We start from the raw sequence: 14,257 nt of genomic DNA, 5'->3' as shown, positions 1-14,257 counted from the left end.
CGGCCGAGAAACAAGCTTCATTGGCCGCCGCAGCGTGGTATAATTGGGAAAGTTTCCTTGTTTAGCAAACGACTCGGCGATTAACTCCGGTCAAGACCATGAATACCATCAAAGTGACAGATATCGGCGACTCGATCAATTTCGTGGTCCCCAAATCCATGCTCGGGCGGCTACAAATTGAAGACGGTGATAGTATTCAAATCACCGAAACCGCCAACGGCGTAGAATTGACGGCGTGTGATGCAGAGCTTGCCGGGCAATTGGAAGTCGCTAAAGCAGTGATGGTCGCTGATCGAGAAGTTCTACGCAGGCTTGCATAACAACTATCAACGCCCAGGGATTGCAATCCCTGGGCGTTGTGCATATTCGTCGTTGTCACGTCGTCTGAGCGCCTACCCCAACACCGGGCACGTATCAAACCAGTCGCGGCCTTGGTTGGTCATCCATTCCTGGCACTCTTCCGGACCCCAGAATCCAGGGTCGTACATAAACAGCGTCGGCTTATCCCGTTCGTTCCATTCCTGAATGATGGGGTCGCAAACTTTCCAAGCGGCTTCGACTTCATCCGCACGAGCAAACAAGCTCGCATCCCCTTCGAGCGCATCCAAGAGCAACCGCTCATACGCTTCGGGCATCACGTCGCGAAATTCTTTTTGATAGTTAAAGCTCAAATCAGTTTGCCGCGTGCGCATCCCCGCGTCGGGCACCTTCGTTTGGAAGTGCATCTGAATGCCTTCCGCCGGCTGAACTTGAATCACCAGCCGATTCGCTTCGCACAGGTTCGACGACGCACCGGCAAAGAGCTTTTGTGGTGGGGTATGAAATTGAATCACGATCTGCGTCGTGCGGCACGACATCGCCTTGCCGCTACGCAAATAAAACGGCACGTCCTGCCACCGCCAGTTATCGATCCACAATTTCATCGCAGCGAACGTCGGCGTGCGGCTTGTTGGTTTCACGCCCGGGGAAGCAGTATAGCCACGATATTGCCCGCGAAATGTGTCGTGTTGCACTTTCTCGGGGGTCATCGTGCGGATCGCATGCAACACCTTCACTTTTTCATTGCGGACCGCGTCGGCCTCGTACCGCACGGGAGCTTCCATGGCCGTCACCATCAGGAGTTGCAGCAGATGGTTCTGGAACATGTCGCGGATGATGCCGGCGGTATCGTAGTATCCCGCGCGGCTGCCGATTTCGACTTCCTCGGCCACGGTGATCTGCACGTGATCGATATAGTTGCGGTTCCAGATTGGCTCGAAGATGGTATTGCCGAATCGCAGCACCAACAGATTCTGCACCGTCTCTTTGCCGAGATAGTGATCAATGCGATAGACCTGCCGCTCGTCAAAGACTTCGTGGACAGCGTGATTAAGTTCCTTGGCGCTGGCGAGGTCCGTACCGAACGGCTTTTCGATCACGACCCGCCGCGGGCAGTCTCCCTCGCAAGCCATTCCAGCTTTGCCCAGGTGCTCGACTGCCTGCATATAGAATCGTGGCGCTGTCGACAGATAGTAAACACGCGTCCCCGCTTCGCCGAATTCCATCTCATCGAGAAACTTGGCGAGCTTCTGAAAGTCTTCCAAGTTGCCGATATCACCCGGCAGATAGTAAATCCGCTCGGCGAACTGTGCCCATTTTTCTTTGTCAAAGCTGTCACCGGCGAACTTGGCGGTTGTCTCAGCCAAGGCGGCCCGCCATTGCTCATTGCTAAATTCCGTCCGCGAGACGCCCACGATGTTCAGCGGCGTCTTCAAGCGTCCCTTGCGAAACACCTGATACAAGGCGGGGATCAATTTGCGGCTGGTCAGATCACCAGAAGCACCAAAGATTACAATCGTGGCGGACATGCAGGACTCTACCGAGGTTTCTCGTTCGATTCGCAACGCGCCAGCAAGATAGCCCGACTGGCGAACTCTGTAAAGCCGACAGCGTACTCAGATCGTCATCGCCGTGAATCCGCCGTCGACGTAAATCGTCGTCCCCGTGATGAAACTCCCCGCGGTGGGCGACAGCAACAACAACGATGCGCCGATCAATTCTTCGGGATTGCCAAAGCGATTCATGGGGGTGTGCCGCATGATGGCTTCCGTTCGTTCGGGGCTGAGAATCTTGCGATTTTGCTCCGCGGGAAAAAAACCGGGGCACAGGCAATTGATCCGCACCTTTTGCGGTGCGAACTCACGGGCCGTATTTTGCGTGAGGCTTAAAATCGCCGCCTTCGTGGCCGAGTAGGTGTAAACCTTCGATAACGGTAAGAAGCAAGTCACGCTGCCGATGTTGAGAATCGAACCGCCGCCGTTTTGGATCATGTGCGGAATAAAAGCCTGGCAGGCGTAATGCGTTCCCAAAAAGTTGGCATCAAAGATCTTCTTGAGCTCCTCGTCAGAAATCTCCAAGTACGGCGTCGGCGAATTCACGCCCGTGCCGTTCACCAAGCCGTAGACGGGGCCATGCTGACTCACGACCGTATCGAGCAATTCCTGCACGGACTCGCGCGACGTAGCGTCCACGGCGCCAAACGAGGCTTTGCCACCGAGCTTTTCGATGGCGGACACGCGCTGGTGGCCACGCTCTTCATTGCGGCCCGCAACAACCACGTGTGCCCCTGCCTGAGCCAAGCCCTCGCACAAGGCCCCACCCAGCACACCCGTCCCTCCGATCACAACACACACTTTGCCATCGAAACCAAACTGATTTTGAAGAAACTCAGCAGCCATGCAACTCTCGAAAACGGTGTGGTGTTTGTGCGGGAAGAGAAAGAAAATCAGTCGGCCGGTTGTTTACGCAACTTGATCCATTCGGCATGGAACACACCCGGCTTGTCGACGCGCTCGAAGGTGTGAGCGCCGAAGTAATCGCGCTGTGCTTGCAGCAAATTCGCCGGCAGCCGGTCGCGACGATAGCCGTCGTAATAGGCGAGTGCCGCCGAGAAGGCGGGAGTGGGAATCCCCAACAATGCCGAAGTCGACACGACATGCCGCCAGCCATCTTGCGCGTTTTGCACGGTTTCTTGAAAATACGGAGCCAGCAGCAAATTTTCCAACTTGGGATCGGCGTCGAACGCTTCTTTAATACGATCCAAGAACACCGCGCGAATAATGCAACCGCCCCGCCACAGCATCGCACATTCGCCGAAATTCAACGGCCAATCGTGCTCGATCGCTGCGGCTTGCATTTGCACAAAGCCTTGGGCATAGCTGCAAATCTTCGAGGCGTACAAGGCGTGGCGAATCTGATCGATAAACTTTGCGCGATCACCCGTGTACTTGGGCGAGGGTCCCTTCAAAACTTTGCTCGCTCGCACGCGAGCATCTTTCATCGCCGACAAACAGCGAGCATACACGGCCTCGGTCACCAGCGTGCTCGGCACACCCAGATCGAGCGCGAGTTGGCTCATCCATTTGCCAGTTCCCTTGGCGCCGGCTTTGTCCATGATCTTGTCGACCAGGTAGCCATCGCCCCCTTGATCGTCTTTAACGCTGAAAATATCGCGTGTGATTTCGATCAGATAACTGTTGAGCTCGCCATCGTACCAAGATTGGAAGACGTCGTAGAGTTCGTCGTTGGTGAGGCCCAGCGCTTCTTTGAGCAAGTAATAGGCCTCGCAGATCAACTGCATGTCGCCGTATTCGATGCCGTTGTGCACCATCTTCACATAGTGCCCAGCACCACGCGGTCCGACCCATTCGCAGCAAGGAATGTCGTTGTTGGGGCCAACCTTCGCGGCGATCGCCTGAAAGATCGGCTTCACCTCGGGCCACGCGGCTTCGCTGCCTCCCGGCATCATGCTGGGACCAAGTAGCGCCCCTTCTTCGCCACCCGACACGCCCGTACCACAGAAGAGCAAGCCTTTGCTTTCGACATATTTGGTGCGACGCTCGGTGTCGGCATAAAACGTGTTGCCGCCGTCGATCAAAATATCGCCAGGTGAGAGCAGTGGAATCAGTTGCTCCATCAGATCGTCGACGGCAGGCCCCGCCTTGACCATCATCATCACTTTCCGCGGCGTCTTGAGCGACTTGACCAACTCTTCGAGCGAATGGCAGCCGACGAAGTTTTTCCCCTTCGCCCGACCGGCCATCAAATCGTCGACCTTCTCGGTCGTGCGATTGAATACCGCCACGCGATAGCCGCGGCTTTCCACGTTAAGGGCCAAGTTCTCACCCATCACGGCGAGGCCAATCAAACCGAAATCACACAATTCAGCCATTGTTTTGCTTCTTTATTGCTAACGATGTTGTCCGTGACGCTTCGGCCACGGTTCATATTGTTAATGCACGGGCCAGGGGGGCGTGGCGGGCAAGTAGGTGTTGAACTCGTCAACAAGCTTTTCTTGGTACTCGCCGGCAAAGGTTCCGTTGAAAAATCGGTCGATGCCTTCGTCGAGCAGCCGCTTCCAACTTGCTTCTTCGGCCCCTGGGTTAATCGGATAATACAAACAATTGTTCGCCACCGCAGCCTTATGATCACCCGGGGCGTCCCCAATCATTAAGCACTTATCTTTGCCGTATTGGGCCGCAACCGCCAGGATTTCTTTTTTTGTGCCTGCTTCCTGGCCGCAAATCTCGCGTACGTGCCCCGCGATGCCGTGTTCTTCCCATTCGGCCTTGAGCGCAGCATTCGGCGTCGCCGAGGCCACGATCATGTCGGCCTTCTCGGCAAAGCGGTCCAAACAGGCTTTCACATTGGGAAAGGGAGGTACTCCACGCACCATGTCGGCGACGGCATCATTCACGGCTTTCGACCAGGCGAGAGCCACTTTCAAATCGGGATCGCCCGACTCGGCCACGGCTTTTTCCAGTGCCGGATTACCCAGTTTCGATTCCTCGGCGATCCAGTCGATCACGCCTTTCGGCGATGGAACCTTGATCCCCCGGGCCTTCACTTCGGGCCGACGCGCGAGCCATTCGAGCTGTTCGACCAAAGCAGGGAAGCGATTGATTCCACGGCTTTTGGAATACAAATTCACGAACTCAGCGGCTTCACGAGCATATTTGCTCGCGCCTTGCAGTTCGTAGTGATTGATAAACGCGGGAATAAAGCACTCTTTATGCTTAATCTCCATCGTATCGAACACACAGCCATCGGAATCGATGGCCACCAAGAACTCTTTTTGGGGTTTATAATCTTTCATGCCTAACCAATCCAATTAATAACCACAAAGCCACGAAGCACACAAAGTAGCAAGACAATCACCAATCTCGTCTTCTGAAATTATTAACTTTGTGCCCTTTGTGCTCTTCGTGGTAAGTATTCTTATCTTTATTTGCCTGGGGCCTTCATGCGGTCCGCCTGGGGAACATACTTCGCCAGCTTTTGCTCGGCGAAGATCGGCTTGATCCGCGCGAGCCTCTGCCGACCATCTTCCATCGGAAGTTGCGCCATCGTGTCGCCAACGAGCGGTTGGCAGTAAGCCAAGAACTCGTCGCTCACATCAATGCCGCTCGGCAGGATCCATTTGTCGGGGAAGGTCCGTTCGCTGTTGGCCACTTCGGGAAGCGGCACCTTGTCATACGTCACACCATACTTCGGCCCCGGCTTCCGTAGGATCGTCGACATGAAGCCGCTCTGGCCCTTGTCAGCAAGTTCCAGAGCTTTCACCCCCACTTCGTAGGCTTCGTCGAGATCGACTTCCGACGCATAGCCAATCGAGTTGCGTTGGTCGGTGCCCGAAACATTGCAACGTGCGGCACCCTTGGCAGCCAAACCCTTCGAGTTGAGATAGTTGGTTATGATCTGCGCGACGCTGATCTGGCTCGCACTGAACGACGTATGTCCAAACGAATCTTTCACCGCCCCAATGTCGCCCACGTCCAAGCCTTCGCTCACCACGAGCATCACGCGTCCGTCCCGTTTGAGTTGTTCGTTCACGTTATCGGCGATCTGCTCAAGCGTGAACTTCCGCTCGGCGAGATAGATTTGCAGGGGCATTTCTCGTTTCGGATCGGCCAACCGCGCGGCGGCGGGGATGTAACCAATCTTGCGACCCATCGCTTGCAACACCAGCACGGGATCAGCCGGCGAAGAACCGGCGTTCTCTTCGTTCGCGTTCTGCACCATGTGCATCCAGTATTTAGCACACGAACCATAACCGGGGGTGTGATCGATCAACTTGAATTCGCTGTCGCCGACGTCGTTGTCGATCGTCTTGGGGGCACCGATCCCCACCATATCCAATCCGCGTTCGTTGGCGAGCTTGGCCACCTTGTTGGCGGTGTCCATCGAATCGTTGCCGCCGATGTAAACGAAGTAACCGATGTCGTGGGCCTTGAAGATTTCCATCATTCGGTCGAAATCTTCGTTCTGCCAATCCTTAAGCTTATAACGACAGGTGCCAATCGAGCCCGCGGCGGGTGTATAGCGGAGCAGGGCGATTTCTTCAGGCGATTGGGCCGTCAGGTCGATCAACTCTTCCTTCAAGACTCCTTCAATGCCGTGATGCCCACCGTAAATCGTGCCGACGCTGGCTGAATCACGCGCTGCTTCGACGATGCCGCGCAACGTGCTGTTGATAACGCAACTGGGTCCGCCACTTTGGGCCACGATAAGATTTCGGGGACGAGTCATATTCGAGAATTCCGGTTCGGCAAAAACACAAATCCTACCGCTTCCTGGTCGGCTTCGCAGCTTACCTAGGGCGCAAAATAATGCCAGAATTCCGCATTCTAGCCGCCTCAGATCGAAGCAGCAATTGCCCCAAGCCGGAGGAACTCACGGCTGTCGAGAATTCCGAATCGTTTTTTGATAAATCGGAAGATCGAGGATGCGCTGTTCGATTTGATCCAATTCCGCAGAGAGATTAGTCTCCGCTTTTTTAAGATGCGATTGTAAATCGCCACCCTGCAAACCTTCTACAAGTTCACCAATTTCGGGGATGAAATTACCAACCACAAAGGAATTGGTCAGCTCGTCCAATGTCAGCTCATTCGCAAGCAGCTTCTCTGCAAACACGATCCCCGCGCGATTGGCGGCCATGTCGGCGAAGCTGAATCCCGAGCCCCCTTGCGCATCAAGAGTTTCTTTCATGAGGCCCATGCCCCGCGCGGCACTGCCCCCCATCGTTGCGGCTAGGTGAGCGGAAACAAAGAAATGTTTGGCGAGATCTGGCCGATCGCGCATCGTGGGATGTCCCAGCACACCGATCCGCGTGCGACGTTGTTCGTCGGTTTCCAATTGCGAAACCAAACTGCTCGTTCCGGGAAACGCTCGCAGCGTACTCACGCCATCGAAGAAAACTCCCAACGCGAGCAACATCGATTTCGCCGCGGTGGGTGATTGCAGATCAGCAGCGATGACCGCGGCCTCACGCACATAACTCGCCGTGAGATCGTCGCCCGGAATTTTCACTCCAGCTTTCTCGGCACGCGCTTGTTCGAGCCGCGCGAACTGCGTGAGTTGACTCAATATCTCGCGGACTTCCATCGCCAGTTGTGGCGCATTCGAAGTGCCAAGCAACCTTTGATAAATAATCGCCGCCGGGTCGTTCGGCAATGCTTGTTGCAACACGCGATAAATTTCCAGCATGCGGTCCTTCGTCGGTTGCGAAACTTCGGCGAAAGTCTTGACCTTATTCTGTCGCATTTCGTCGGCCATCAGCGACATCAGCAGCACATTTACCGGATCGATATAAATCTTTGCCCCTGTAGATCGCAATTGACTGATGGTGAGCATTGGCCGCATCACGCTATTCGGCTCGGGGCTATGAGATGCCCCTAGAAAATGGCTCAGCTCATGAACCAAGAGCTCAAGCTTTTCCGCCTCCTGGGTATTGGGCGCACGCTCTTTAAGCAAGATGTAAGGATGCAATGGCCCGCGGCTGCCTCCCAAGTGCATCGGTCCCACGGAAAAGTCATATTGGCTGCTGAAACCAATTACCAACTGAGTCGGTGTGGCGGGCACGGCGCGTTCAAATTCTCGCATCGAGCGCGAGAAATCACGAATCTGATTGTTCGACTCCCACGTTGCCACATCCACGATTTCAAGTTTCACACCGCAATGCTGTTCAAGAATTTGCGAAGCCTTGGCAACACGGTCACGCAGTCGCGGCTCCCAGACCGTGCGATGCGTGGGCTCGTCGTCATCAACCGCGATTTTGATCGGCACCGTGACCGAGCCTTCACTCAACTTTTGATTGGGATCAAACGGCACGGGCTTGAGCGGTTCGGAATCGCTGGGCCCGAAACCGATGCGTTCCATACGCAGAGTTTGCCCGTCGGCATCGGGGGCAAAAAAGTAGGCGGCCTTGGGGGCCAGTTCATAAGATTGCGACGTGAACTGATCGCCAAACCGCACCCGTGCGAAACCTTGAAAGAACACAGGCCGTGATTCGCCGCTGGCGATTGCCATTTGCTTCGCCGCGCCCACGCCCGGCATAATCTCGACCACAAGTTCTCGCCCCGTGCGATTGCTCAGCACCGCCACGTCGGCCAAAACCATGGAAATTCCGCTGCTCAACCATCCCGCCAGCAAGAGCACGACACAAATGATAAGCCGGCGGACACAAGGCACGATCAAAAGTTCCGTCAAAGAAAAGTTCCGTCGAAGGGGGCAGCGGTGAGTCTTTGCATTTTACCCTGCATTCGTATTTCGAGCGAATCACTGCTCAATCAGCGCAAAAAGCTCCTGCATGGCATACACGTTGCGTTCCTGTCCCGCCGCGGAAAAGGCCGCTTGCAGGTTGGCCAGCATTCGCGCCAGCCATTGTTCGGGGGTCGCACGAGACAGTAGGGCAGGGGAGGGAATCACCGCTTGCCCGGTGGCTTGACTTATTCGCTCAAAAACTTCTTCAGCGGTCAAAATTCCACCGCCAAAAAATGGATCGACGAACATCGATTTTTCATTGGGCCGTTCGGTCGACACTTCCGCGAGAAAATGCCCGGGCGAATTGATGCCATGCACAACGAGCCCTAGCGGCTCTGCCACTCGCTTATAGATCAATACCAAGACGATAGGCAGGCCCTGCCGGCTTCTCAGTACGTCTCCCAGATAACTGTTGGCGGGGTTGTAATAATCGCGCGTGTTGCCGCGCAAGCCGAAGACTTCAAAGAGCACGTCATGCAAATGCGCTAAGAGCGCCTGGGGATTAGCGGATCGCACCCGCTGCCGCACTGCTTCGCTAAGTTGGTTGACAATTGATTCCGCTTCCCCGAATTCGGCCTCGGGGCGCTCATGCAGTGAGATTGCAAAGGCCGCGCGAAATAGTCCCTCCGCCGTGTCGATCTGAGGCAGCGCAGAGACAAAACGATGAAAGGCAAGCGGGCGGCAGTAACTGGGTTCAGGCATGCCCCAAGTGTAGTCCCCGGCTGGCGACCAGACGAGTCACATCTTTATTTGATCGCGGCGTGAAATAACACTTGCTGCGAGGGTTGCGCTGGTTCTTCGACTTTCTCGACTGTCAGCCACACCCCCGCCAACTGATTCGCGTGCTCCTTCGGCAAATCAATGATCACGCCGCCGTGGCCCTTGTGATCGACCGTGAGTTGCTCGACGGGCAAGAATTGCTTGGACTTAGTTTCCAACCAAAGCTGATAATGCTCACCCGTGACAACTTCCGGAAGTCCGGAGCCAATCACATGCCATTGCCGGGTGGCTTGGTTCATGACAATTGCCACCTGAACACCCTTTTGCTCGGCTATGGGCTCGAGCGCCACGGTTTGAAAACCTGGTTTATCAGCACTCCCGTCTGGCACTCCCCAAGCATCTGCTGGGGCAACGGCGACTTCACGACTCCCGAACTGAGTTCCCAACGGTGTGAAATTCCAAACCACGACCCCCGCGGCAATACCGACAAGTGATGCCGCCAACATATAAGCCAACAACCGCGATCGTTCGCGATGCTCTTGCCGATTCGTGAGCTCAACCGGTGGCGCGATTTCTCCGCGAATCATCGCCAACAATTTCTTCTCGACCCCGGGAGAAGGAGACACCGGTTCCAAGCCGGCCGCCAAGCTCGCCCACGAGTTTTGAATCTCAGCTAATTGTTCAGCACACACAGGACATCCTTTCGCGAGATGCGCACGCACCTCACTCGTTCGCGCCGGATCGAGTTGACCCAGCGAATACTCAATCAGCAATTCCCTGCTGTCTTGGCAATTCATGGTCGAAACCGCTCTGGAAAGGTGGATGAAAGTTTAGCGCGCAAATGAATCAAGCCTTGCCGTATGCGACTCTTGACCGTTCCCAACGGTGAGTCCAAATGCTTGGCAATCTGTTGATGACTTAAGCCTCCAAAAAATGCTAACTCCAAAACCTGCCGCTGATTGTCCTCGAGATGATCAAGCGCCGTGCGCACCAAGTGATTTTGCTCTTGGCGTACTAAGCCAGTTTCGGGCGGAATGTCTGGGAATATTCCGTCGCCGTCCCGCGCCGATTCGGTCGCCGCGTTTAACACACGTGCCCTGCGCGCGATTTCCCTCAGTCGGTCGATCGACCGACTGCGCGCTACCATTAAGAGATACGTCTGCGGAGTGCTTCTCGATGCTTCATAGCGGTCAGGATGCCGCCAAATTTCCCAAAAAACTTCTGATAGCACATCCTCGGCAAGTTGTCGATCGTGCAACACGCGCAAGCACACGGCTAACACGCGGTCGCCGTAGGCATGATAGAGTTCCAAGAACGCGGCTTCGTCCCCATGCCGCAGAGCCGACATCCAGGCAATGTCTTGCTGGCACTTGTCGTCTGTCGGCAAAGATCCCGTGAGATGCACCTCACCGGCCTTCGAGGTGGGATCGGGCTTATCCATAGTGGGCCCACCATCCGCAGCGCGTTCCGTCATGTTGAGGGGCTCGCCACACAGTGGGCTCTTGTCCTACGGCTGGCGTCGTGATTTGCTGCAAGGGATACACGGCATCCGTCATCCAGCAGCCTTCGATCGCCTCGCCATGTTGCTTGGTGAGATGAAAATGAAACACTCGGATTTCATCATGCTCGTCGAGCAACGTGACCATCACCGTGGCTTCCTCACCCGTAATCGCCGGTTTGCCAACCAGCAACAAATGACGGTGCAAGAAAACGTCGTACGGGGGACGTTCCATCATCATCGCAAAGCGCGTGAGCGGCCCCGTCGATTGCTTATTCTCCGGCGAGGCAAACGCAAAGCATTGCATGATCCCCGGTGCCGGGTTGGACTCACCCAATCCCTTGAGCTGAAGCTCCACGACTTGGTCGGGACTCAAGTCGGGCTTAGGCTGCACGATTTGTTCGGAACTGACCGCTGCCAGATTTCTGGCTGAGGGGACAGGCCCAAATCGCGACCAAGCGAATTGAATCCCCAGCGTCACCAAGAACGCCAAGCTCAAGAAAACCACCGCCACGACGAACAATCCGCCACGGCTCTCGGTATCAAGGGTAGTAGTGTTCGCATCTGACATAGATGTGACGACCTGCGAACGAAAAAGATTAACCCTTAACGCAACTTACGGAACACCCCCGTGGGACTACGAACCTCAAACCACAACGGATGCTCCAAGCTCAACATTTTTTGAGATTATCAAAACAAAACGGGCCCGACGCAATGTCGAGCCCGTTTAAAATGCCCTAAGAATTTGTTACTTAGGCACGCCGGCGTCCGCAGGAAGCGACCAATGCGATACCTAGCAAAACAACTGAGGTTGGCTCGGGCACGAACGGGACAAGCCCGTCAGGGCCAACCGCCATCGAGCCAATGATCAAACCACCATCGATAACACCCAAATCCGTGGCGGCACCAGTCAGCAGATTGATACTGTAGAACCGTGACTGAGACGCACCGGCGGGCAGCAGTGCTGCGTAAGCGACATTTGCTCCCGTAAGATCAAATCCACCTACGGCTGTGACGTCGACGCCCAGTGGACCAACAGTTCCCAAAGTTCCCGCCGAATTGGCTTGGGTAACCAGGATGTTGAGGTTCGAGTCGATACCGTAAAGCTGCGTCGTCATCGGAGCAGGATTGAAGCTGTTTGTATAGGCCGAGAACTCGACGTTCGGGAAAACACCAAAATTAGGATCACCGGCAGGGTAGAACAAATCCGTGACGCCGGTTGCTGAGCCATCGTTGGGATTCAGCACATAATTCTTGCGCGTGTTCGACACCGTGCGAATGCGATCAATCACGGGATTGAAATCGAAGCCGAAATTCGAGCCATTCAAGGTCGGTGTGAATACGCCAGGGGGTGGCACTTCCGTGGCCATACCGCTGTTCACGTCAACAGTATAAAGCCGACTGGTGCTTCCCAAAGCATACAAGACACCGGTCGAGGGACGAAAATCGATTCCCTTGATTGTCTCGTTGTTTTGCAAGCCGCTGATGTTATAGCCATTAAGAAGAGCGGTCGGGTTAGCAGAATCCCAACTCACGAGTGTTTGGCCGCCAATTTCAGACACGCCGTAAATCGTCACGGCGTACGCAGATGTTGATAGGCTTAACAAGCCTACGCTAAGTAGCGTAAATAATGTTCTCTTCATGTCAGTAGACACCCTCACTGATGAAATTCTTAAGATTAAATGGTCAAGAAGCGACCATTGCTGAGCGCAGAAAGATACTTGCCCCTCAAACGCACTACGAGAGATACGACACTCGCGCACCGTTTGGATTGGCAAATGCTGAGCCGATTATTGGAAAAAGATGGAAATTCGCACCGAGTTGGCTGAACTGTCCAATTACCGTACAAAACTATGCGTAAGTACTGTGTAAGCTCGAATTTTGTGCAACCATCTGACTGCCAATTGCTGGTTCAAATAAAGCCAGTTGCGAAACTACTAATGTAGACTGACCATGGATTGGACTGAGATCGTCCAATCATTGAACGCTAAGCATCACCTCTGGTTGTTTACAAACCAGGGATTAGGCCGGACTTTTACCCGTCAGAATGATGTCTATATCATCTCGTTGAACGGGGAGTTTCACTTCTAGCTCTCCCCTGCTGTTTCGACGAATTTGTACTGCACTGCCATCAGGGAAGTGCGAAAGTTCATCAACCTCCATTCCCTCGGTTCCCGTTAGTTTGAGCCAACCATCCACTGCACCATTCGTCTCAAGAATGTGCAAATAGATCGTGTCGCCATGCCGTGTGCTGGCACCCCACGCTTGCGGTTTCACTGGTCCGCCGCGCGTGGGTCGCACAGACGCGGCATTCTTCTTCATCCACTCGCCAATCGCCAATAGTCGCTGGCTCGATTCTTCATCAATCGTGCCATCCGGCTTGGGGCCGACGTTCAGCAAGAAGTTCGCATTATTTCCCGCCGCCCGCACGAGATAGTGAATCAATTCCTTCGGCGATTTGAAGTTCTTATCGTCGGCGTTGTAGCCCCACGCTCCATTGATCGTGTCGCAGGTTTCAAGCGGCAACTTGCCAATCACTGCATCGGGGCTGTGGCCCCCTTTGTTCTGGCCAGGCAAGTCACGCTCGAACATCTGAAAATCTTCGCCCGCAAACGGCGCGACGTGATGGTTGTTGCCAATGAGGCAGGCCGGCTGCAATTTGTGAATCAAATCGTAAGTTCGCCGCAATTGCCAATCGAGCCGCGTCGCCTTGGGGTCGGCGTCCTTCGTGCCGTCAAATCTTTTCGATTGCTGATCCCACCAGCCATCGAACCAGATGCCGCCGATCTCGCCATACCGACCGCCCAACAACTCGGCGAGTTGACCGTCCATGTATTCCAAGTACTTTTCAAAGTCGCCGCCGTCAGGCCTCTTCGATCCGTGGCCCGTCATGCCACGGGGATAGTACTCGGGATGACGCCAATCCAAATGCGAATGATAAAAGAACAACTTCATGTCCTGTTTGGCGCATTCCTCGGCAAGTTCTTTCAACGGATCGCGGCCAAATTCGGTCCGATCGCCAATGTCCCAATCCCCGGTTTCGGCATCAAACATCGCAAAGCCATCGTGATGCTTCGACGTGATGACGATGTACTTCGCCCCCGCATTCTTGAAGAGCGAAACCCACTCCGCCGCATTGAACTTCGTGGGATTGAATTCCTTGGCGAGCTTCTCATACTCCGCCGCCGGAATTTTTTCGTTGTTCATCACCCATTCGCCACGCCCCAGCACGCTGTAGACGCCCCAGTGAATGAAGATGCCAAACTCGTCGTCGCGGAATTCCTCCCGGGCGGCCAGATTTTCAGCTGAAGGCTCGTAGGGGATCTGCTCGAAAGTGAGCGTTGGCCCTGGCGCCGGCTTCTCTTCAGGTTGAGCTTTTGAAGATATCGTTGTGAGTGCGATTACGATCAAGCCAAAAAGCCATACTCGAGGACAAGCCATCAAGACCTCCTGACAATG

General features: G+C 54.8%; 13 protein-coding genes. 1 reads left to right on the top strand and 12 read right to left on the bottom strand.

The features are described from left to right. The first annotated feature begins 98 nt into the window (after positions 1 to 98). Positions 99 to 320 carry an AbrB/MazE/SpoVT family DNA-binding domain-containing protein gene (locus AC6T8Q_RS14065; protein WP_500679680.1) on the top strand — a complete coding sequence of 74 codons (222 nt, stop codon included), beginning with the start codon at positions 99 to 101 and terminating at the stop codon, positions 318 to 320. 72 nt (positions 321 to 392) lie between these two features. On the opposite strand, the gene zwf is transcribed toward AC6T8Q_RS14065, so the two are convergent. The 12 genes from zwf to AC6T8Q_RS14005 form a co-directional block, all read right to left on the bottom strand. Further along, a complete protein-coding gene (zwf, locus tag AC6T8Q_RS14060) occupies positions 393 to 1,847 on the bottom strand; it encodes a glucose-6-phosphate dehydrogenase (RefSeq protein ID WP_500679679.1) in 1,455 nt (484 codons plus the stop codon). A gap of 87 nt (positions 1,848 to 1,934) precedes the next feature. After that, complete coding sequence (locus AC6T8Q_RS14055; RefSeq protein ID WP_500679678.1) at positions 1,935 to 2,717, bottom strand: SDR family NAD(P)-dependent oxidoreductase; 783 nt, start codon at positions 2,715 to 2,717, stop codon at positions 1,935 to 1,937. 47 nt (positions 2,718 to 2,764) lie between these two features. Then, a complete protein-coding gene (gene gnd / locus AC6T8Q_RS14050) occupies positions 2,765 to 4,210 on the bottom strand; it encodes a decarboxylating NADP(+)-dependent phosphogluconate dehydrogenase (RefSeq protein WP_500679677.1) in 1,446 nt (481 codons plus the stop codon). 60 nt (positions 4,211 to 4,270) lie between these two features. Next, on the bottom strand, positions 4,271 to 5,134 hold the full coding sequence (locus AC6T8Q_RS14045; protein ID WP_500679676.1) for an HAD family hydrolase: 864 nt from the start codon (positions 5,132 to 5,134) through the stop codon (positions 4,271 to 4,273). A 128-nt stretch (positions 5,135 to 5,262) separates the two neighbouring features. Continuing rightward, positions 5,263 to 6,567 carry a diphosphate--fructose-6-phosphate 1-phosphotransferase gene (locus AC6T8Q_RS14040; protein WP_500679675.1) on the bottom strand — a complete coding sequence of 435 codons (1,305 nt, stop codon included), beginning with the start codon at positions 6,565 to 6,567 and terminating at the stop codon, positions 5,263 to 5,265. A 144-nt stretch (positions 6,568 to 6,711) separates the two neighbouring features. Continuing rightward, positions 6,712 to 8,526 (bottom strand): hypothetical protein, encoded by a 1,815-nt coding sequence (locus AC6T8Q_RS14035; protein ID WP_500679674.1) that lies wholly within the window; start codon positions 8,524 to 8,526, stop codon positions 6,712 to 6,714. 69 nt (positions 8,527 to 8,595) lie between these two features. Then, positions 8,596 to 9,282: a transglutaminase family protein gene (locus AC6T8Q_RS14030; RefSeq protein ID WP_500679673.1), complete on the bottom strand. Its 687-nt coding sequence runs from the start codon at positions 9,280 to 9,282 to the stop codon at positions 8,596 to 8,598. A 44-nt stretch (positions 9,283 to 9,326) separates the two neighbouring features. After that, positions 9,327 to 10,097 (bottom strand): hypothetical protein, encoded by a 771-nt coding sequence (locus AC6T8Q_RS14025; RefSeq protein ID WP_500679672.1) that lies wholly within the window; start codon positions 10,095 to 10,097, stop codon positions 9,327 to 9,329. Beyond that, positions 10,094 to 10,774 (bottom strand): RNA polymerase sigma factor, encoded by a 681-nt coding sequence (locus tag AC6T8Q_RS14020; protein ID WP_500679671.1) that lies wholly within the window; start codon positions 10,772 to 10,774, stop codon positions 10,094 to 10,096. Before AC6T8Q_RS14020 ends, AC6T8Q_RS14025 begins: the two co-directional genes overlap by 4 nt. Continuing rightward, complete coding sequence (locus AC6T8Q_RS14015) at positions 10,734 to 11,369, bottom strand: hypothetical protein (RefSeq protein WP_500679670.1); 636 nt, start codon at positions 11,367 to 11,369, stop codon at positions 10,734 to 10,736. Before AC6T8Q_RS14015 ends, AC6T8Q_RS14020 begins: the two co-directional genes overlap by 41 nt. Before the next feature lie 181 nt (positions 11,370 to 11,550). Next, positions 11,551 to 12,441, bottom strand: a complete 891-nt coding sequence (locus AC6T8Q_RS14010) for a DUF4394 domain-containing protein (protein ID WP_500679669.1) — start codon at positions 12,439 to 12,441, stop codon at positions 11,551 to 11,553. Positions 12,442 to 12,820: 379 nt separating this feature from the next. After that, positions 12,821 to 14,239, bottom strand: coding sequence for an alpha-L-fucosidase (locus tag AC6T8Q_RS14005; RefSeq protein ID WP_500679668.1), 1,419 nt, complete (start codon positions 14,237 to 14,239; stop codon positions 12,821 to 12,823). Positions 14,240 to 14,257 lie beyond the last annotated feature (18 nt).

Source organism: Bythopirellula sp. (assembly GCF_041737835.1).
In the GTDB taxonomy this organism is placed as follows: domain Bacteria; phylum Planctomycetota; class Planctomycetia; order Pirellulales; family Lacipirellulaceae; genus Bythopirellula.
This window is presented reverse-complemented; position numbering and strand designations above follow the sequence as displayed.

Excerpts from the sequence above, each read along its gene's own strand:
- AC6T8Q_RS14065 (WP_500679680.1), top strand. The coding sequence starts at position 99 with ATGAATACCATCAAAGTGACAGATATCGGCGACTCGATCAATTTCGTG.
- zwf (WP_500679679.1), bottom strand. The coding sequence starts at position 1,847 with ATGTCCGCCACGATTGTAATCTTTGGTGCTTCTGGTGATCTGACCAGC.
- AC6T8Q_RS14055 (WP_500679678.1), bottom strand. The coding sequence starts at position 2,717 with ATGGCTGCTGAGTTTCTTCAAAATCAGTTTGGTTTCGATGGCAAAGTG.
- gnd (WP_500679677.1), bottom strand. The coding sequence starts at position 4,210 with ATGGCTGAATTGTGTGATTTCGGTTTGATTGGCCTCGCCGTGATGGGT.
- AC6T8Q_RS14045 (WP_500679676.1), bottom strand. The coding sequence starts at position 5,134 with ATGAAAGATTATAAACCCCAAAAAGAGTTCTTGGTGGCCATCGATTCC.
- AC6T8Q_RS14040 (WP_500679675.1), bottom strand. The coding sequence starts at position 6,567 with ATGACTCGTCCCCGAAATCTTATCGTGGCCCAAAGTGGCGGACCCAGT.
- AC6T8Q_RS14030 (WP_500679673.1), bottom strand. The coding sequence starts at position 9,282 with ATGCCTGAACCCAGTTACTGCCGCCCGCTTGCCTTTCATCGTTTTGTC.
- AC6T8Q_RS14025 (WP_500679672.1), bottom strand. The coding sequence starts at position 10,097 with ATGAATTGCCAAGACAGCAGGGAATTGCTGATTGAGTATTCGCTGGGT.
- AC6T8Q_RS14020 (WP_500679671.1), bottom strand. The coding sequence starts at position 10,774 with ATGACGGAACGCGCTGCGGATGGTGGGCCCACTATGGATAAGCCCGAT.
- AC6T8Q_RS14015 (WP_500679670.1), bottom strand. The coding sequence starts at position 11,369 with ATGTCAGATGCGAACACTACTACCCTTGATACCGAGAGCCGTGGCGGA.
- AC6T8Q_RS14010 (WP_500679669.1), bottom strand. The coding sequence starts at position 12,441 with ATGAAGAGAACATTATTTACGCTACTTAGCGTAGGCTTGTTAAGCCTA.
- AC6T8Q_RS14005 (WP_500679668.1), bottom strand. The coding sequence starts at position 14,239 with ATGGCTTGTCCTCGAGTATGGCTTTTTGGCTTGATCGTAATCGCACTC.